Origin of the sequence: Pimelobacter simplex, assembly GCF_900114845.1 — a bacterium.
Classification (GTDB): domain Bacteria; phylum Actinomycetota; class Actinomycetes; order Propionibacteriales; family Nocardioidaceae; genus Nocardioides; species Nocardioides simplex.
The window spans coordinates 748,775-767,633 of sequence record NZ_FOUK01000001.1; the positions used below are offsets into that span (position 1 = coordinate 748,775).

Below are 18,859 nucleotides of genomic sequence, written 5' to 3' on the forward strand. Positions count from 1 at the left end.
CTCTACTCAGATGGGGGCTTCGGAGTGCCAACGACGCCACGGGGTCCTTGGTAACGGGCCCGGTTGTAGACGTGCCGGGGAATGTCGATCGGCGCGAGCCGGCGGGCCGGGACGCCGCCGTGCAGGTGGGCGCCCTTCGCCTCCTGACCGGTCCACGTCGTCGAGCCGGCCGCGATGAGCGCGCCCTCGCCGACGACGGTGCCCGGCAGCATCGTGCAGGACGTCGCCACGACCGCGCGGTCGCCGATCGTCACCGGGTCGAGGATGACGCCGCCGTTGGTCGGGTCGAACGCGTGGGAGAGCAGCGTCGAGCGGATGCCGGTGACCCAGGCGTTGTCGCCGAGGATCACGCCGCCGCCGCAGTCGAGGTAGTGCTGGCTGATGATGTGGGAGTCGTCGCCCATCCGCAGCGTGCGCAGGTCGTCGGTCGGCGTCGCGCCGGGCTCGTAGCCGGAGTCGCCGACGATCTGGTTGAACAGCATGATCCGGCAGCCGATGCCCATCTTGACCAGGCGCAGGTCGCGGAACATGTTGAAGTGGTGGATGAGGGAGCCCTCGCCCAGCTCGAACCGGTCGACCCGGCGGACCAGGTTGATGCCGACGACCGCGGTGTCGGGGATGACGTGGCCGAGCCTGCGCAGCAGGCGGTTCTTCAGCCTGCTGGGGGGCAGCAGGAAGACAAGGGTCGTCAGGGCCTGGCGCACGCGGCGCAGCCTACACACGCCGTCGGTCCGGTGGAGCCGTTCCGCGGAGCGGAGGGCCCGGGAGGCCCTATCCTCGGCCGCGTGCTCCTCACCCCCCTGGCCCACGGCCGGGTCTCGATGCAGTGTGACCTCTGCGTCCCGCCCGTCCTGACCATCGCGAGCCCGGCCTGGCTGCGTCGTACCGGCTGGACGCTGGCGGCCGACGGTGGCCCCGTCGACGCCTGCCCGAACTGCACGGTGCGGGTCGCCCCCCGCCACCGGGTGCGCCGCGGCGACGCCACGCCGGTCGAGCCCGACCCCGCCCGGCTGCCGAACGTCCTGGTCGTCGGAGCGACGAAGGCCGGCACGACGAGCATGCACAGCTACCTCGCGGTGCATCCCGAGATCGCGGCCTCGGAGGAGAAGGAGATGCGCTTCTTCACCGACCCCGACTGCCGCGACTGGGTCGGCGCCTACCAGGAGCGCTTCGCCCCCGGCACCCGCTACCGCCTGGAGTCGACGCCCTTCTACAGCAAGGCCCCCTGCTACCCGGGCGTCGTCGACCGGATGGCCGACCTCGTGCCTGACGCCCGGATCATCTACCTCGTGCGCGACCCGGTCGACCGGATCATCGCCGAGCACGTCGAGATGGTCGCCTGGAACTCCGCCGAGCATCCCCTCGACGACGAGCTCGCCGACCCCGCCGAGCCGACCAGCCCGCTCGTCGCGTCGAGCCGCTACGCGACCCAGCTCGAGCCCTACCTCGAGGCCTTCGGGAAGGACCGGGTGCTCGTCGTCGACCTCGCCGACCTCGGCGCCGACGTCGACGCGACGATGGGCCGGGTGTTCGACTTCCTCGGCCTGGAGCGCCCCGAGCTCTCCGGCGACGACTGGGGACGCCACAACACCGCCGAGGAGAAGCGGGCGCTGCCCCCCTGGCTGATGGCGATCCGGCGCGGCCCGCTGGTGCGGGTGGTCCGCCGTCTTCCGGCCGCGCGCCGGGTCGCGCACCTGGCGTGGCGTCGTACGGGGGAGAAGATCGAGCGGCCGCAGCTCAGCCCCGCCGTCGAGGCGGCGTTGCGGGCCGAGCTGCAGCCGGAGGTCGACCGGCTGCGCGAGCTGACCGGGCAGTCGTTCGCGAGCTGGTCGCTCTAGGGGGCTGTGCCCGGTCTGGTCGCCGGGCAGCCTCGCACTCCGCCTGCGGCAACCGCGGCGTGGCAGCGGGGCGAGAGGCGCCTGCCCGGCAGCTTGCTGCCTGTTGGAGGTGCCGGAGACCCGCTCACGCCTTCTTGCGGAACAGGTAGAAGCGGTCGTGCAGGTCGATGAGCTCGCGCAGCTCGTCGGACTGGTGGATCGGCCGGTCGTCCACGAGCTCGTAGCCGCGGTCGAGGACGTCCTGCCGGAACGCCTTCATCGAGCCGTCGAGCTCGGTGCTGCGCAGCTCGTCGGGGGTGTTCGGGACGATGAGCAGCCACGGGATGTCGCGCTCGGCGATCCGGTCGAGCCACCAGCACACGGCCTCGTGGGAGGCCTCCGAGAACGAGTGGATGTTGACCGCGACGTCGTAGCGCTCGCCGAGCTTCTCGTGCTCGTTCAGCGGGACGACGCGCACGGTGTCGGGCAGCTCGCGGAAGCGGGTGTAGTACTCGCACAGGAAGGTCGAGGTGGCGACCGCGTCGACGCAGTCGTACGCCGCGAGGTCGGGGAAGGCGGTCGACATCCGGTGGGCGAGGCGGCCGTAGCCGGCGCCGATGTCGAGGACGCGCAGGCCCTGGATCGACGACAGCCCCATCTGGTCGTCGAGGTAGTTGATCTCGTTGATGCTGTCGAGCAGGTCGCGGCTGACCGAGGGGCGCTGGCCGAACTCGAACGTGAACGCGCCGAAGAGGCCGTCCTCGGTGAGCTTGTCGAACAGGCCCAGCTTGTCGCGCTCCTGGACGTCGAGCATGGCGAGGTACATCCGGATCCGGGCGGCGTGGCCGAGCTGGCGGAACTGCCAGACGTAGGCGTTGTCGCCGCGGAACCAGGCGAGCGAGAGGTTCTTCTTGAGGAAGCCCTGGCGCCACTGGGTGTGGACGGCGGAGGGCAGGTCGAGCGCGTCGTAGGTCGCCTGGAGGGCGGCGAGGCGCGGGTTGTCCTGGCGCAGCTCGGCCTCGGCGCCGGGCGGCAGCGCGACGTCGTCGTTGTGGGTCACCTCGACGTAGCGGCGGCCCTCCTCGTCGATCCGGCTGACCATGAAGCCGGCGCGGGCCGCGCCCGTCTTGGCCCGGCGGCGGAGCCAGCCGGCGACCAGCTCGGGGTTGGCACGACGGGCCTTGGCGACGATGGCGTCAGCGGAAATCGGGGGCACAGCGCGCAACTGTAACCGCATCGGGCGCGGGTCGTTCTGACATCTGGTGGAAGACTTTCCACCGGATCACCGCCAGGTCATCGCCAGCACCAGACCCCCGAGGAACGGCTTGCTCACCACCCCCGTGGCGCTCATCGCCTTCAACCGGCCGCAGCTGACCGAGCAGACGCTGGCCGCGATCCGGTCGGCGCGCCCCGCGCAGCTGTTCCTGGTCGCCGACGGCCCGCGTCCCACGCACCCGGACGACGCCGAGCGGTGCGCCGCGACGCGCGCGGTGCTGGAGCAGGTGGACTGGCCGTGCGAGGTGCACCGCCGCTACGCCGACGCCAACCTCGGCCTCGAGGCCAACGTCGAGCTCGGCCTCGACTGGGTGTTCGCGCAGGTCGACCGGGCGATCGTGCTCGAGGATGACTGCCAGGCGGGTCCCGACTTCTTCCGGTACGCCGACGAGCTGCTCGAGCGCTACCGCGACGACGAGCGCGTCTGGCAGGTCTCGGGCAGCGGGCTCGGCGTACCGCGCCGGCTGTTCGGCGACGACAGCTACGCGTTCACCGCCTGGGCGAGCGTGTGGGGCTGGGCGACCTGGGCCGACCGCTGGCAGCGGCACCGCACCGTGTTCCCGCGCGACCACGTGGCGGGCGACGCGCCCGTCCGCACGGTGCCGGCCGCGCCGCGCGAGGGGCTGCTCGTCACCCGCTCGGGGCAGCAGCACTTCGCGGAGGCAGCGGCGTCGTCCGACACGGTGACCCACGGCTGGGACAAGCACTGGTGGCTGACGATGATGACGCTCGGCGGCCTGGCGATCTCGCCCGCGGTCAACATGGTCGAGAACGTCGGCTGGGGCGAGGACGCCACGCACGGCGTCGCGCCCGGCAAGCGGGACCACGCCGCCGCGTCGATCGGCTTCCCGCTGCACCACCCCGCGCAGGTCGCGCTCTCGACCGACGTCGAGCGCGAGCTCGAGCTGGTCCTCAGCCGGGTCGGCGGCCGCGCGGCCACGATCGCGCGCCAGGTGCTGCGCTCGCCCCGGCTGCGTCACGCGGCGCGGACGGCGGTCAACAGCAAGGCGGCGACCGCCACCCACCGGTTCCTGACCCAGCTCGGAGAGAGGGGCCGTCGTGCCTGAGTCGCCCGCCCTCCCGCTCCGGACACCCGTCGTCATCGTCGCCTTCAACCGGCCCGCCGTCGTCCGGCGGACCGTCGAGGCGGTGCTGGCCGCCGGTCCCGAGGAGGTCTTCCTCGTCGTCGACGGTCCGCGCGCGACGCACCCCGACGACGCCGCGCGGTGCGCCGAGGTCCGCGAGCTGCTCACGTCGGCGCCATGGCCGGGCCGGGTCCACACCCGGTTCGCCGAGCGCAACATCGGGCTCGAGGCCAACGTCGAGCTCGGCCTCGACTGGGTGTTCTCCCAGGTGGAGCGGGCGATCGTGCTCGAGGACGACTGCATCCCGCACCCGACCTTCTTCGACTTCTGCGTCGAGCTGCTCGACCGCTACGCCGACAAGCCGCGGGTCTGGCAGGTCGCCGGTGACAACAAGGGCATCCCGCGGGCGATGTTCGGCGACGACAGCTATGCGTTCACCACCTGGGCCAGCGTGTGGGGGTGGGCGACCTGGGCCGACCGGTGGAAGGCGCACCGGGCGGTGTTCCCGCGCGACCACGCCGGAGCCGAGGAGCGGGTCGGCGCGACCCCGCGCACCGCGGACGCCGTCCGGCCGGTCGAGGTGCTGCCGCACCCCGACGCCCTGGTCACCGAGGCCGCGCTGCGGCACTTCACCCAGGTCGCCGGCGACCGCGACGGCGACTCGCGGGGCTGGGACCACCACTGGTGGGTGACGATCATGTCCGAGCGGGGCCTGTCGATCACGCCCTCGCTCAACCTCGTCGAGAACGACGGCTTCGGCCCGGACGCCACCCACACCCACACCGCACGCGAGCCGATGCCCGCGCAGGCGATGCCGTTCCCGCTCGTCCACCCGGCGTCGGTGGCGCTCAACGAGAAGGCCGAGGCCGAGCTCGAGCTGGTCCTGCTCCAGATCGACGGCCGGCTCTCGCGGGCGGTCAAGCGGATCATCAAGCCGTTGTGGATGCGGGTCCTGATCGGCCGGGTCGTCCGCTTCCGCCCGGTCTGGGCCGTCGTACGACGGCTGGTGGCGCGATGAGCCTCCCGGCCTGGCTGCGGCCGTGGTGGCCGCTCCTCAAGCGGGTGCACCTGCTGGTCACCCGGCTGCTGGGCCACGTCTTCCGCGCCGTCTCGCCGCTGCTCGGCAGCCGGGGGGTGCCGCGCCGGGCGACCTCCCGGGCCGCGGCCACCGCGGCGGGGGAGCCCGGCGTCGCGCTGCACGCCGGGCGGCCCGAGGAGCCGTGGCTGCGCCCGGCCACCCTGGGGGAGCCCGCCGGGCACTGGCTGTTCGCGGCGATCCACGAGGCGACCGTGCCGACGCCCCGGGTGCCGGCGACGACGATCCCGGCGACCTTCACCCTCGAGATCGCCGACGGCCGGCTCTCCGGCGACTACGGCGCCGCGACCACGCCCGGCAAGGTGCTCGACCACGAGACGAGCACCTACTTCGGCGTCGTCGACTGGCGCGAGCACCCGATCTTCCTGCGGCCCACGCTCGGTCCGGTCGAGCACGTCCGCGGCACCGCGCTGAGCCTGACCGCCCGCGGCACGGCCGAGAACTACTACCACTTCCTCTACGACGCGATCGGCCGGCTGGCGGTGCTCGACGAGACGCTCGGCGAGCGGGCGCTCGACGACGTCGCGGCGGTCGTCGTACCCCATCGCAGCGGGTACCAGCGCCAGCTCCTCGAGCTCGCCGGCGTCTCGGCCCGGCTGATCCAGCCCGCGCGCGGCCGCACCGTCCGCGCCGACCGGCTGCTCGTCCCGAGCAATCCCAACTGGGCGCTGCAGGCGCCGCCCGCCACCGTCGACTGGCTGCGCAAGCGGTTGCCCCCCAGCGGGGCCGTCGCCGACGGGCCGCGCCGCCTCTACATCACTCGCGGCACCACCCCGCGCACCCGCCGGTACGTCGAGGAGCCGGCGCTGTGGCCCGAGCTGGAGCGGCGCGGGTTCGTCCGGATCGACCCCGGCCAGCACAGCGTCCAGGAGCAGATCGACCTCTTCCACGGCGCCGACGTCGTCGTCTCGCCCCACGGCGCGGCGCTGACGAACCTCACCTTCGCCCGGCCCGGCGTCCGGGTGCTGGAGATGTTCGCGTCGACGTACGTCCACCTGGGGCTGTGGGCGATCTGCCAGGCGGTCGGCGCCGACTACCGCTACCTCGTCGCCGAGCCGGCCGCCGGGCCGGACGGGCCCAACCAGGGCGTGCTCGACGACGTGTCCATCCCTCCCGCACGGGTGCTGGCGTCCGTGGACGCCCTCCTCGCGGACCTCTAGAGATCTAAGGTGTGGTCGTGAACGACTCCGAATCGACGTTCCGCCCGGGCGAGACCCTCACCCGGCTCTACCCGGAGGTGCGTGCCGGGGGATACACCCGCCACGACGGCTTCATCGAGTTCTACACGCGCGTCAACGCGCTGCTCTCGCCCGACAGCCGGGTGCTCGACTTCGGCGCCGGGCGCGGGCTGTGGGCGATCGAGCCCTTCCCCGAGCTGCACCGTCGCCTGCGCTCGTTCCACGAGCGGGTCGCCGAGGTGCACGGGGTGGACGTCGACCCCGTCGTCCTCGACAACCCGACGCTCGCCTCGGCCCAGGTGATCGAGCCCGGCGCGCTGCTGCCGTTCGAGGACGCCTCCTTCGACCTCGTCCTCGCCGACCACGTCCTCGAGCACGTGGGCGAGACCGACGCCCGGACCGTCGCCGCCGAGATGCTCCGGATCCTCAAGCCCGGCGGCTGGATCGCCGCCCGCACCCCCAACAAGTGGGGGATCATCGGCATCGGCGCGCGCGCCGTACCGAACGACCTGCACACGCGCGTCCTGTCCCGCCTCCAGCCGCACCGCAAGGCCGAGGACGTCTTCCCGGTCCGCTACAGCATGAACACCCGCCGCTCGCTCTCCTCCTTGTTCCCGGCGCCGAACGAGCTCGTCGTCTACGGGCACGCCTCGGAGCCGACGTACTTCGGCTCGAACGCCCCCGCCTGGCGGGTCGCCCAGCTCGTCGACCGCCTCACCCCGCCCGCCCTCGCCCCCACCCTCATGGTCTTCGTCCGCAAGGCGGCGAAGTAGCGCGTTCCGGCGGCCGAAGTAGCAGGGTTCGACCCTCGAGGTTGCAGAGTTGGGCGCTCGAGGGTGCAGGGTTCGACCCTCAAGGTTGCAGGGTTTGACCCTCGAGGTCGCAGGGTTGGGCGCTGGTGAGCTGGGTTGCGGTGGCGGCCGCGCTGAGCCGGCCGTCTCCCGCCGTCAAGGACCCTCGCTGCGCTCGGTCCGCTGCGCGGCGCCTTCGGCGTCCTTGACTGCGGGGCCCTGACGGCCGCCTCTCCCATCGCCCCGGTCGTACCGGACAAAACGGTCGCGAATCCAGTGGATTCACGACCGTTTTGTCCGGTACGACGGGGAGGGTGCGGGTCAGGCGCGGCGGCGGCCCGAGCCGTTCGACTTCGAGGAGCCGGACTTGTCGCCGCGGCCCGAGGGGCTCGTCTCCTCGTAGTAGTAGTAGTAATACGAGCCGATCGCGCGCTTGGCGACCATGTTGACCACGACGCCGTAGAGGCGGGCGCCGACGTGGTTGAGGCGGTTGATGGCCTCGTTGACCTGGTCCTTGGTGGTCCGGGCGTGGCGGACGACGATGATGACGCCGTCGGCGAGCTTGGCCAGGACCGAGGCGTCGGCCACGGGGAGCAGCGGCGGGGCGTCGATGATCACCATGTCGTACGACGACCGCAGCCGCAGGATCAGGTCGTGGGTGATCTTCGACTGCAGGATCTCGGTCGGGTTCGGCGGCTTGGCGCCGGACGCGAGGACGTGCAGGCCGCTGGCCTCGTGGACCTGGATGGCGTCGTGGATCTCGGTCTTGCCGACGAGGGCCGTGGTGAGGCCGACGGCGGGGTCGAGGCCGAGCGTGCTCGCGACCCGGGGACGACGCAGGTCGGCGTCGATGATCAGCGTGTTGCGGCCGGTCTGGGCGAGGGCGACGGCGAGGTTGGTCGACGTCATCGTCTTGCCCTCGCCGGGCACGGCACTGGTGATGACCAGGCAGCGGGGCTGGTGGTCGAGGTCGATGAACTGCAGGTTGGTGCGGAGCAGGCGGAAGGCCTCGGTCCGGGCCGCGAAGCCGCCCAGGTCGGTGAGCAGCGGTGCCGAGCGGATGTCGTTGTCGAAGCCGATGCTGGCCAGGACGGGCGACTCGGTGAGCTCGGCGACGTGGTCGGCCGTGCGGATGGTGCGGTCGAGCAGCTCGCGGGCGATGGCGAGACCGATGCCGAGCAGGATGCCGATCAGGCCGGCGACGACGAGGTTGAGCGCGACGTCGGGGGAGACCTGGTTGGGGTTGTAGCTGGCGTTGTCGGTGATCTGGGCGAGGATCTGCGACTGGCCGCCGAGGTCGCCGCCGGGGGTCTCGAGCCCGCCGACGTACTTGATGAACTCCTTGGTGGTCCGGTCGGCGATGGTCTCCGCGTCGCGTGGGTTCTTGGCCTTGACCGTGATCTGGATGAGCGACGTCGTGTCGACGACCTCGGCGTCGACCCGCGAGGCCAGGACCTCGGCGCTCTCCTTGAGGTTGAGCTGGTCCTTGACGATCTCGGCGAGCTCGGTGCTCTTGACCACCGTCGCGTACGACGCCGCGCGGTTCGACGCGAACAGGAGCGCTGCGTAGGCGTCGGTGGTGTCGCGCACGTCGACGGTCAGGAAGATCTGTGTCTTCGACTCATACATCGGGGTGCGCGTGAAGGTGATCGCCGCGCTGACCCCGAGAGCAATGAGGATGATGGCCACGATGCTCATCCAGCGACGCCTCAGCACCGCCAGAAATTGCTTGAAATCCAAGTCCCCATCCCTTGCTGTGTCTTGCGTGGCCCCAATGCACGGTGATCCTAGGCCACGCCCCTGTGACCAACGTCCGCTCCCGGCCGGGGTCACTGTTCCATGTGGAGGAATCGACCACTAGTGTCCCGTCCTATGTCGCCCGAGATCCGGCGGCGGCGCCGTTCCCGGGGCATGCGGCGGGCGCTCCGTCAGCTCCGTCGCTTCCGCCGCGACCATCCTCGCGCGACGATCGCGATCGCGCTGGGTTTCGTCCTCTTCCTGGGACTGGGGTGGACGGTCCTCACGCTGAGCGGCACCGCGAAGGACCTCCGGGAGGCCGAGGCGCAGGCTCGCGAGATGCGCTCGGCGCTCGTGCGCGGCGACGCCCAGGGGGCCCGCGAGGCGCTGCGCGCCTACCAGCAGGCGACCGACGCGGCCGCGAGCCGCACGAGCGGGCCGACCTGGTGGGTCTTCGAGCACACGCCCGTCCTCGGGGACGACGCCGAGGGCGTCGCCGCCGTCGCCGAGGTGCTGCGCGACCTGGGCCGCGACGGACTCCCGCCGGTCATGGACGCCGCCGACCAGGTCTCCGCCCAGACGTTCAAGCCGACAGCGCACGTCTTCCCGCTCGAGGCGGTGGCCGCGCTCGAGGAGCCGGCCCGCCGCAGCGAACGCGCGTTCGACGCGGCGAGCGCCCGGCTCGACGACGTCGACGCGTCGGGCTTCATCGGCCCGGTCGAGACCCGCTTCGCCGCGCTCCGCGCGCTGGTCGACGACGCCCGCGGCACGCTCGGGTCCACCTACCGGGCGGCGCGGCTGATGCCGGTGCTGCTCGGTCAGGACCAGCCGCGCAACTACCTGCTCGTCCTCCAGAACAACGCCGAGTCGCGCAGCAGCGGCGGCCTGCCGGGCTCGCTGTCGCTGGTCCGGGCCAGCCGGGGCAAGGTCGAGATCGTCGACCAGCGCGACATGGCCTCGCTCGGCGCGAGCGAGCGGCCGATCCTGCCGCTGACCTCCGAGGAGCGCGCACTGTTCGGCGAGATCCTCGGCACGGCCGGCGTCGACGCGACGCTGACCCCCGACTTCCCGCGCGCCTCCGAGCTCATCCGCGCCCGCTGGCAGCAGGTGACCGGTCAGCGCGTCGACGGCGTGATGTACGTCGACCCGGTCGCCGTGTCCTACCTCCTCGCCACGCTCGGCCCGGTGCCCGTCCCCGGCTACCCGGCGGTGGGCGCCAAGGACGTCGTCGCCCGCGTCGAGAACCAGGTCTACGCGCTGATCCCGACCACGCAGGGCCAGAGCGACTACCAGGACGCCGTCGCCAAGGGCGTCTTCGACGTCTTCGCCAACGGCGGCGGCAGTGCGCCCGACCTGATCCGCGGGCTGGCCAGCGGCGTCCAGGAGGGCCGGGTGCGGATGCACTTCTTCGACCCCGCCGCCCAGGCCGAGATCGCCGGGACCCGGATCGCCGGCGAGTTCGTCGGCCGCGACCCGGGCCATCCCGAGGTGGGGGTCTACGTCAACGACGCCGGCCCGACGAAGATGCAGTACTACCTGCGCCAGAGCGGGTCCCTCTTCTCGCGGGGCTGCACCGGCGGGCGCCAGACGCTCGGCGTCTCGCTCACGTTCGAGAACGCCACGCCCCCCAACGCCGACGAGCTGCCCGACACGATCACCGGCGAGTTCTTCCCGGGGAACCGGACCGATCCCGGCCAGCAGCTGCTCGTCGTCTACGTCAGCTCGCCGGTGGGTGGGGAGGTCGTCGAGATGTCGGTCGACGGTCAGCGCGTCGACAACCCACCCGTCACGACGTACGCCGGGCGGAGCGTCGCGAGCGTCGGCGTCCTGCTCGACCCGGGCCGGACGCAGACGGTCGACGTCGTCCTGCGCTCGGGCGAGGGCCAGGAGGGGAACCCGCGCCTGGAGATGTCGCCGGGTGCCATGCCGGGTAGCTCGAACGCCACCGTGCGCTCGTCGTGCACCGTGCGCTGACCCGCCGTCACCCTTCTCTTCACCTGGTCGCCCCCGGGCGGTCATCGATCAACACCGTTGACTTCAACCGGGCTCGTTTCGATGGTTGCCCGTGCCCCCCATCCCCCCTGGGGTCGCGCAGACCGTGCATGCGCACGTCCTCGCGACCTCGTCCCTCGACGACCGGCTCCTGAGCCTGGTCCAGTCGCCCGGCTTCCTGCCGGTCGCCTTCGTGCTCGCCTTCGCCGCCGGCGCCGCCCACGCGGTCGGGCCCGGGCACGGCAAGAGCCTCGCCGCGGCCTACCTCGTCGGCTCCGACGGCAAGGTGCGCGACGCCGCGTGGCTGGGCGTCTCGGTCGCCGTGATGCACACCGTGTCGGTGTTGGTCATCGCGCTCGCCTGGACCTTCCTCTCGCTCTCGGACCTGCTCCCGCTCGAGCAGCTCACCTCCGGCCTGCAGCTCGTCGCAGGGGTGCTGGTCATCGGCGTCGGCGTGTGGCTGTTCCGCCGGCACCTGCGCGGCGGCGGTCACGGGCACGGCCACGGACACGGCCACGGACACGGCCACGGCCACGGGCACGGGCACGGTCACGGGCAGGACCACGAGCACCGCCTCAGCCGGCCGGGACTCGTGCTGCTCGGCATCTCCGGCGGGCTGACGCCGTCGCCGGCCGCGTTCCTGGTGCTGGTGACCGGGATCTTCGCCGGTCGCTCGGGCTTCGCCCTGCTGCTGGTCATCACGTTCGGGCTGGGCCTGGCCACGGTCCTCTTCGGGGTCGGGCTGCTCGCACTGGCCGGGCGCAGCGTCGTCGTCCGGGCCGCGGAGTCCCGCGCGGTCCTCGCCCTCGCCACCCGGGTCGCCCCGGTGCTCGCCGCGGCGAGCGTGACCGTGATCGGCTGCGTCGTGACGACGCTCGCCGTCGGTCAGCTGGTCGTGGCGACGTGATCGCCGCGCACCCGTTCGGCGACCCGCAGACCCTCGGGATCAGTCGGGACGGCGCCGACCCGGCCGTCGTCCACGTGACGTGGAAGGTCGGTGCCGCCGACGACCTCACCCTCCTCGGCATCCACCTCGGCGTGCTCCCGCAGGACCGGGTGCTGCTCGACGGCGCGGTCGCCTACGAGCCGGACGACGGCGCGCAGGTCCAGGACGCCCCGGAGCTCGCCACCTACCTGCTCGACCACGTCACCGTCACCGCCGACGGCGCGGCCTGCGCGGGGGAGGTGCACGCGGTCGGCGACCTCGTCGCGGACGGCGCCGACATCGCCTTCACCTGCCCGCAGGCGCCCGACGAGGTCACCGTCAGCGCGTCCACGCTCACCGACCTGCACCCGGCGTACCGGACCCTGGCCAGCGGTCCCGACGGCCAGCACCAGGTTTACTCGCTCGACGACGGCAGCCACGCCTGGTCGCTCGGCAGCGGCGCCGCGCCGACGTCGTCCACCCCCACCCCCGGCGGCACCGGCGCCGCCCTCCAGATCGGCGGCGTCCTCGGCGCCGTGCTGCTGCTCGCCGCCGCCGGGGCCCTGCTGGCCCGGCGCCGGCGACGGATCACCTCCCACCCCCACCCCCACCCCTGAAGGAGACCCGTCGTGTCCGCACGACCGATGCGCAGGCTCCGGATGATCGCGACCTCACTCGTCGCGACCTCCGTGGCTGCCGGTGGCCTGCTGGCTGCCCCCAGCCAGGCCGCGCCCCCCACACCGTCCACCCTCGTGCCCGACGCGGCGGCCGCCCCGGCCGCCGAGCCGGCACCCGCCCCGGACGTCCTCGACGTCGGCTTCGCCGGCGGCGCGGCGTCCGACCAGGCCCAGTCCCTGGCCCCGATCACCTACGGGACGCCGACCTTCGGCACCGACGCCAAGCAGGGCCCCGTGATGCACGTCGACGGCGTCGACGACGCGGTCGGCTTCCCGTTCGAGGACCAGTGGAGCAAGGTCACCACCGGCCTCAGCGTCGAGTGCGTCTTCCGGATCGACACCACGATGCCGGTCTCGAACGAGAAGGACCTCTGCTCCGACAAGGAGGCCGGCGGCATCTCGATGTACGTCACCGGCGGCAACCTCGGCTTCATGGCGCACGTGGGCGGCGGCTACAAGAGCGCGCTCACGCCTGTCGAGGGCAACCGCTGGTACCACGCCGTCGCCACCTGGGACGGCGCCCAGATCAAGCTCTACGTCAACGGCCAGCTCGCCCAGACCACGGCCGCGAGCGGCGCGCTCACGTTCCCGGCCGCGACCTCGCGGCGCTTCATCGTCGGCGCCGACGCCAGCCCGACCGGCATCGGCCAGCCCGCTCCGCCCAGCACCTTCGCGGCATCCGGCGTGTTCTCGCGCGCGGTGTCGGCCGACGAGGTCCGGGCGCTCGCGGCCGAGTGGGACACCGCGATCCCCGTGCCGCAGGCCGACGTCCTCGACGTCGACTTCGCCGACGGCACGCCCAAGGACCGCGTGCGCGACCTCGCCGTGAAGACCTTCGGCTCGCCGAAGATCGCTGCGGATCCCGCACTGGGCCGGGACGTCGTGACGCTCGGCGGCGCCGACGCGTACGCCTACGCGCTCACCCCGCACTGGGGCGACATCAGCAACGCGGTGTCGATCGAGTGCACGTTCCGCTACAACGGGACGCTGCCGACCAGCACCGAGGCGTCCGTCTGCTCCGGCAAGGAGGCCGGCGGCTACTCGATCTACATCAACGACGACAAGGTCGGCCTGATGGCGCACATCGGCGGCGGCTACAAGACCGCCCGCGCGACCATCACGCCCAACCGCTGGTACCACGTCGTCGCGACCTGGAACGGCACCGAGATCAAGCTGTACGTCGACGGCGTGCTCGCCGCGACCACGCCGGCCACCGGCGCGCTGACCCTCCCGGCCGCCACCGCGCGCGCCTGGACCGTCGGCGGCGACTCGTCGCCCAACGCCGGCGCGCAGTTCTACGCCAAGGCGAAGGTCGCGAATGCCCGCATCTACGGGCGATCGCTCAACGAGTCGGAGGTCAAGGCACTCGACATCGCCGCCTTCGGCGAGCACCCCGACGCCCGCGTCGCGGTGACCTCGTCGGTCCCGGCCACCGGTGACCGGATCTCGGCGCCCGTCGAGTTCGACCTGACGGTCACCCACCAGGACAACGCCACCGGCTGGACCTACCTGCTCGACGGCAAGCCGATCACCCCCGGCCAGCTGGTCGGTCCCGGCCTGTCCGCCGGCGCGCACCGGATCTCGGTCTCCGCGATCGACGTGTTCGGCAAGGAGATCAATCACGAGATCGCCTTCGAGTCCGACAGCATCCCGACCGGCGGCGGCACCGGCGCCGGCGAGGGCAAGGGTCGCGTCGAGCTGTCCGCCATCGCGAGCAGCCCCGACGGCAGCGACGTGACGACGACCTTCCGCGCGGCGACTGCTGCCGTGGCCGACGGCGGCGTCCAGGGCGTCATCAAGGAGCTCCCGACCTCGCTCGACTTCACCTACGAGCAGGGCAAGCAGCTCACCGGCAAGGCGACGCCCGACGACGAGAAGGCGACGACGAGCCCCACCACCGGCGACCTCCCCTTCCAGAAGTACGACGTCCAGGTCGGCGCAGCCGTCACCGGTCAGCAGGTCGTGTGGAAGGGCGTCGTCGACCCGGCGCGCTCGGTCACGCTCCACGCCTGGAACAAGGAGACGTCCACCTGGGCCGAGCTCGCCACCGCGCGCGGCGTGCGTGACGGCGACACGGTGCTCAACGCCGTCGTCCGTCCCGCGCTGGTCGACGGCGGCGTCGTCCACCTGCTCGTGCTCGGCACCGACCCGTTCGCCGACGACCTCGCCCCGCGCGACGCCAAGGCCGCGAACGACAAGGACAAGTTCGAGAACCCCTCGGACTACGACTTCTCGCTCGCGCACTTCACCGACACGCAGTACCTCGCCGAGGGCGCGGCCGGCGGCACGTACGACAACTGGAACGGCGTCGCCGAGCCCAGCGACGTGATGCAGGAGGAGGAGCGCGCCATCTGGGCCAAGGCCTACGAGGCGAGCACCAGCTGGATCGCGCAGCAGGCCGGGCCGCGGAAGATCGCGTGGGCCGGGCACACCGGTGACGTCATCGAGAACGACTACTACAACCCGCTGGCCAAGGACGGGCTGGGCAACCTGCTGTACCCGGGCCTCGAGGAGCAGGTGCGCAAGGAGTTCGAGTTCACCTCGGGTGCGCAGGCGACCCTCGACGACGCGGGCGTCGTCAACCAGGTGATCGCGGGCAACCACGACAACCAGCTCGGCAACGAGACCGGTCCGACCTCGCGGTTCAACAAGTACTACGGGCCCGGGCGCTACTACGACGCCGCGAAGGCGTGGCCGTCCGGCGCGTCGTACCACGCGTGGGACGAGACGACCGACAGCCAGGGCAACGTCCTCACGCCGGGCCAGGACAACCAGAACAACTACGTCCTGTTCTCGGCCGGCGGCCTCGACTTCGTCGCGGTCGGCCTGTCGTACGGCGTCACCCAGGCCGAGGCGGACTGGGCCAGCTCGGTCTTCGAGCGCTACCCCGACCGCAACGGCATCCTGCTCACGCACGCCTACATCGCCCCCTCGACGGCCTCGGACGGCCGGGGCGCGACGTTCTCGGGCGACGGCTCGAAGCTGTACGACGAGGTGGTCACCGCCAACCCGAACGTCTTCCTGATCCTCGCCGGGCACGAGCACGGCGTCGGCACGAACCTGAAGACCAAGGTCGGCGCGACCGTTAAGCACAACGTCGTCGAGCTGCTCGCGGACTACCAGTTCTACAAGGTCTCCGCGCGCGAGCTGTGGCCCGACAAGGTCGACTCGGCGGGCAACATCGACCTCAACGGCGACGGCGTCATCGACCACAAGGCGACCGACCTGCTGCAGTTCGGCGCCAGCTGGCTCCGGCTGCTCCAGTTCGACGTCGCGCGGGCCGAGGTCAGCATCGACACGTACTCGCCGCACTTCGACAACTTCGGGGCGACCGAGTACGACGACCGGAAGCGCTACAACGGCGCCGAGGACAACCTGGTGCTGCCGGTCGACCTGTCCAGCCGCACTACGACGTTCTCGACCGACGGGCTCACCGTGGTGACCCCGACGGACACGGTGATCGGCGTCGACACGGCCCGCTCGGGCTGGCCGGCGACGGTCGAGTGGACGGGGCTGGCCGAGGGCCAGGTCTACGCGTGGACGGCGGAGAGCAAGACCGCCGCCGGCGACCGGATCGGTGCGCTGCGCCAGTTCGGCACGGTGTTCCGGGCGACCGCCGCCGGTACCGACGTCACCGCGCCGACGGTCGCGCTGCCCGACGAGACGACGCTGACGGTCGGCGACCCCTTCGACCCGCTCGCCGGCGTCACCGCGACCGACGACACGGACGGGGACGTGACCGACCGGATCCAGGTGGTCGGCGACGTCGACATCGCGAAGGCGGGGAGCTACCCCCTGACCTACGTCGTGGCGGACACGAACGGCAACCAGGTCGTCGTACCGCGGGTGGTGAAGGTGGTCGAGGCCGTCGACAACCGGACCCCGGCCGCGGTCAGCGGGGGCAACGTCACCGCCGTCTTCGGCCAGACGCTCCACCTCACGGCGAAGGTCGACCCGTCGGCCGCCACCGGCACCGTCCGCTTCCTCAACGGCGAGGAGGTCCTCTGCGAGGCCGTCGTCACCCGCGGCACCGCGACCTGCACGGTGCGGACCCTGCCCCCGCCGGGTGCGTACCCGATCGTCGCTGGGTACTCCGGTGACACCCGCTACCAGCCGGCCCAGCGGACGTTCGTCCTGTCGGTGCGCCAGCCCGGCAATCCGAGCGCCCCGAAGGCCCACGCGAAGCTGAAGGCGAAGGCCAAGAAGGCCAGCGTGGCGCGCCGCCAGGCCGCCGTCCTGACTGCCTCGGTGACGCCGAGGGCGACCGGCCGGATCGTGTTCACCAGCAAGGGCCGGACCCTGTGCACCGCGGTGATCCGCAACGGCAAGGCCTCCTGCACCACCGCCCGCACCCTGCGGCCGGGCACCTACCGGGTCAAGGCGTCGTACGCCGGCAGCACCACGCACTACGCCGGCACCGCCACCTTCACCTTCCGCAAGCGCCGTTAACCCACCCGCCGAAGTAGCAAGGTTGCGCCCCCGAAGTAGCAAGGTTGGACCCACGAAGTAGCAAGGTTTCCCGGTCGAGGTTGCAGTGGTGGATCAGCTGCGATCTCGGCCGGGAAACTGCGCATTCTGGGAGGGCCAACCCTGCAACTTCGGGGGGCCAACCCAGCAACCTCGGCGGTGGGGGAGCACCCAGATCTCAACAAGTGGACATGCGTCTCAGGATATGGAATGTCGAGTTCGTGGTTCGGGGAAAGCCGCCTAGGCTCTTCCCCATGTCGACGACTCTGCTGCTGACCAAGCGGCGCGCGGTGGACAACTGCCGCGTCAGCTCGGCGCTGTGTCGACCCTGCTGACGGGTCTCTGATCTCCGGCGGTCTCCGCCGACCCGGGCCTCGCCCGGCTGAACCCGTCGCCTCCCGTGGCACTGCCGTGCCCAGGCGTTGGCCTGTGCGTGCGCCGTGCTGCCGGATCAGCACCCAGCAACAGCAACAGCACCGTCGTGCCCGCACCATCGCAACCATCGAAGGAATCACCATGAGCCGCGAGAACTCCCTCGTCTCCGCCCAGTGGGTCGAGGACAACCTCGACAACGCCCAGGTCGTCGTCATCGAGGTCGACGAGGACACCACGGCCTACGACAAGGGCCACATCCGCAACGCCATCAAGCTCGACTGGACCACCGACCTGCAGGACCAGGTCCGTCGTGACTTCGTCAACAAGGCCCAGTTCGAGGCGCTCCTCTCCGAGCGCGGTGTCGCCAACGACCAGACCGTCGTCCTCTACGGCGGCAACAACAACTGGTTCGCCGCCTACGCGTACTGGTACTTCAAGCTGTACGGCCACCAGGACGTCAAGCTCATGGACGGCGGCCGCAAGAAGTGGGAGCTCGACAGCCGTGAGCTGACCGACGAGCTGCCGACCCGCGCGGCGACCAGCTACACCGCGCAGGAGCAGGACCGCTCGATCCGCGCCTTCCGCGACGACGTCGTGGCCGCAATCGGCACCCAGAACCTGGTCGACGTCCGCAGCCCCGACGAGTACGCCGGCCGCCTCCTCGCGCCGGCCCACCTCCCGCAGGAGCAGTCGCAGCGCGCCGGCCACATCCCGACGTCGGTGAACGTCCCGTGGAGCAAGAACGCCAACGACGACGGCACCTTCAAGTCCGACGAGGACCTGCAGGCGCTCTACGCCGAGGTCGGCTTCGACGAGTCCAAGGACACCATCGCGCTGTGCCGCATCGGTGAGCGCTCCTCGCTCACCTGGTTCGTGCTGCAGGAGATCCTCGGCAAGAAGAACGTCAAGAACTACGACGGCTCGTGGACCGAGTACGGCTCCCTCGTCGGCGTTCCGATCGCGCTCGGCGACGAGCCCGGTGACGCCTGATGTGCGGCGCGAAGGTCGGCGGCCTGTCGCTTGACGGCGTCAACGTCGCCAAGGAGGCCGTGATCCAGGGCCAGGTCGTGCGCGGCTCCGGCGACGACGCCACGCCGGTGTCGGGCGCCTACGTCCGCCTGCTCGACAAGAGCGGCGAGTTCACCGCGGAGGTCCCGACCTCCGCGACGGGCCACTTCCGGTTCTTCGCCGGCGACGGCCAGTGGACCCTGCGCACGCTGGCCCCCAAGGCCGACCCGGTCGACCGCGCCGTCCAGGCGCAGACCGGCTCGGTCGCCGAGGTCCTGATCGCGATCTGAGACCCCCGCAACGCCGCAACGGCCCGGACGACGACGTCGTCCGGGCCGTTCTGCGTTCTCGAGGGGCCAACCCTGCTACTTCGGGGGGCCAACGCTGCTACTTCGGGGGGCCAACCGTGCTACTTCGCCCGCCGGAACGTGCTCCT

General features: G+C 71.8%; 15 protein-coding genes. 12 read left to right on the forward strand and 3 right to left on the reverse strand.

The genetic code is table 11. The features are described 5' to 3' along the window. Positions 1 to 2: 2 nt before the first annotated feature. Positions 3 to 704 carry an acyltransferase gene (locus BM223_RS03535; protein ID WP_038681595.1) on the reverse strand — a complete coding sequence of 234 codons (702 nt, stop codon included), beginning with the start codon at positions 702 to 704 and terminating at the stop codon, positions 3 to 5. A gap of 81 nt (positions 705 to 785) precedes the next feature. On the opposite strand from BM223_RS03535, the gene BM223_RS03540 reads away from it, so the two are divergent. Continuing rightward, the gene (locus BM223_RS03540) at positions 786 to 1,838 is read left to right on the forward strand and encodes a sulfotransferase family protein (RefSeq protein WP_038681593.1); all 1,053 of its coding nucleotides are present in this window, start codon (positions 786 to 788) and stop codon (positions 1,836 to 1,838) included. Between the two features lie 124 nt (positions 1,839 to 1,962). Here BM223_RS03540 and BM223_RS03545 read toward each other — a convergent pair whose 3' ends face one another. After that, positions 1,963 to 3,033 (reverse strand): putative sugar O-methyltransferase, encoded by a 1,071-nt coding sequence (locus BM223_RS03545; RefSeq protein ID WP_038681591.1) that lies wholly within the window; start codon positions 3,031 to 3,033, stop codon positions 1,963 to 1,965. A gap of 109 nt (positions 3,034 to 3,142) precedes the next feature. On the opposite strand from BM223_RS03545, the gene BM223_RS03550 reads away from it, so the two are divergent. Genes BM223_RS03550 through BM223_RS03565 form a run of 4 tightly spaced genes read left to right on the forward strand, consistent with a single transcriptional unit; the run spans position 3,143 to position 7,224 of the window. Then, entirely contained in the window at positions 3,143 to 4,159 is a 1,017-nt protein-coding gene (locus BM223_RS03550) for a glycosyltransferase family protein (RefSeq protein WP_052139004.1), read from the forward strand. Beyond that, entirely contained in the window at positions 4,152 to 5,195 is a 1,044-nt protein-coding gene (locus BM223_RS03555) for a glycosyltransferase (RefSeq protein WP_052139003.1), read from the forward strand. The genes BM223_RS03550 and BM223_RS03555 overlap by 8 nt, the downstream gene beginning before the upstream one ends. Then, complete coding sequence (locus BM223_RS03560) at positions 5,192 to 6,433, forward strand: glycosyltransferase family 61 protein (RefSeq protein ID WP_038681589.1); 1,242 nt, start codon at positions 5,192 to 5,194, stop codon at positions 6,431 to 6,433. Before BM223_RS03555 ends, BM223_RS03560 begins: the two co-directional genes overlap by 4 nt. A 17-nt stretch (positions 6,434 to 6,450) precedes the next feature. Next, entirely contained in the window at positions 6,451 to 7,224 is a 774-nt protein-coding gene (locus tag BM223_RS03565; protein ID WP_052139002.1) for a class I SAM-dependent methyltransferase, read from the forward strand. A 339-nt stretch (positions 7,225 to 7,563) separates the two neighbouring features. Here the strand turns inward: BM223_RS03565 and BM223_RS03570 are convergent, their stop codons facing one another. Continuing rightward, positions 7,564 to 9,075 carry a tyrosine-protein kinase domain-containing protein gene (locus BM223_RS03570; RefSeq protein ID WP_255319143.1) on the reverse strand — a complete coding sequence of 504 codons (1,512 nt, stop codon included), beginning with the start codon at positions 9,073 to 9,075 and terminating at the stop codon, positions 7,564 to 7,566. A gap of 39 nt (positions 9,076 to 9,114) precedes the next feature. Here BM223_RS03570 and BM223_RS03575 point away from each other — a divergent pair, with 39 nt between their 5' ends. The 7 genes from BM223_RS03575 (at position 9,115) to BM223_RS03600 (ending at position 18,713) form a co-directional block, all read left to right on the forward strand. Continuing rightward, entirely contained in the window at positions 9,115 to 10,953 is a 1,839-nt protein-coding gene (locus BM223_RS03575; RefSeq protein WP_038681583.1) for a DUF4012 domain-containing protein, read from the forward strand. A 91-nt stretch (positions 10,954 to 11,044) separates the two neighbouring features. Then, positions 11,045 to 11,878 (forward strand): HoxN/HupN/NixA family nickel/cobalt transporter, encoded by an 834-nt coding sequence (locus BM223_RS03580; protein WP_052139000.1) that lies wholly within the window; start codon positions 11,045 to 11,047, stop codon positions 11,876 to 11,878. Then, entirely contained in the window at positions 11,875 to 12,513 is a 639-nt protein-coding gene (locus BM223_RS03585; protein ID WP_038681579.1) for a hypothetical protein, read from the forward strand. Before BM223_RS03580 ends, BM223_RS03585 begins: the two co-directional genes overlap by 4 nt. Positions 12,514 to 12,525: 12 nt before the next feature. Further along, positions 12,526 to 17,022 (forward strand): LamG-like jellyroll fold domain-containing protein, encoded by a 4,497-nt coding sequence (locus tag BM223_RS03590; protein WP_141267366.1) that lies wholly within the window; start codon positions 12,526 to 12,528, stop codon positions 17,020 to 17,022. Between the two features lie 272 nt (positions 17,023 to 17,294). Further along, positions 17,295 to 17,375 (forward strand): putative leader peptide, encoded by an 81-nt coding sequence (locus BM223_RS30205; RefSeq protein ID WP_372449664.1) that lies wholly within the window; start codon positions 17,295 to 17,297, stop codon positions 17,373 to 17,375. A 181-nt stretch (positions 17,376 to 17,556) separates the two neighbouring features. Next, entirely contained in the window at positions 17,557 to 18,405 is an 849-nt protein-coding gene (locus BM223_RS03595) for a sulfurtransferase (protein WP_038681577.1), read from the forward strand. Next, positions 18,405 to 18,713, forward strand: coding sequence for a DUF1416 domain-containing protein (locus tag BM223_RS03600; RefSeq protein WP_038681574.1), 309 nt, complete (start codon positions 18,405 to 18,407; stop codon positions 18,711 to 18,713). Before BM223_RS03595 ends, BM223_RS03600 begins: the two co-directional genes overlap by 1 nt. Positions 18,714 to 18,859 lie beyond the last annotated feature (146 nt).

Excerpts from the sequence above, each read along its gene's own strand:
- BM223_RS03560 (WP_038681589.1), top strand. The coding sequence starts at position 5,192 with ATGAGCCTCCCGGCCTGGCTGCGGCCGTGGTGGCCGCTCCTCAAGCGG.
- BM223_RS03575 (WP_038681583.1), top strand. The coding sequence starts at position 9,115 with ATGTCGCCCGAGATCCGGCGGCGGCGCCGTTCCCGGGGCATGCGGCGG.
- BM223_RS30205 (WP_372449664.1), top strand. The coding sequence starts at position 17,295 with ATGTCGACGACTCTGCTGCTGACCAAGCGGCGCGCGGTGGACAACTGC.
- BM223_RS03595 (WP_038681577.1), top strand. The coding sequence starts at position 17,557 with ATGAGCCGCGAGAACTCCCTCGTCTCCGCCCAGTGGGTCGAGGACAAC.
- BM223_RS03600 (WP_038681574.1), top strand. The coding sequence starts at position 18,405 with ATGTGCGGCGCGAAGGTCGGCGGCCTGTCGCTTGACGGCGTCAACGTC.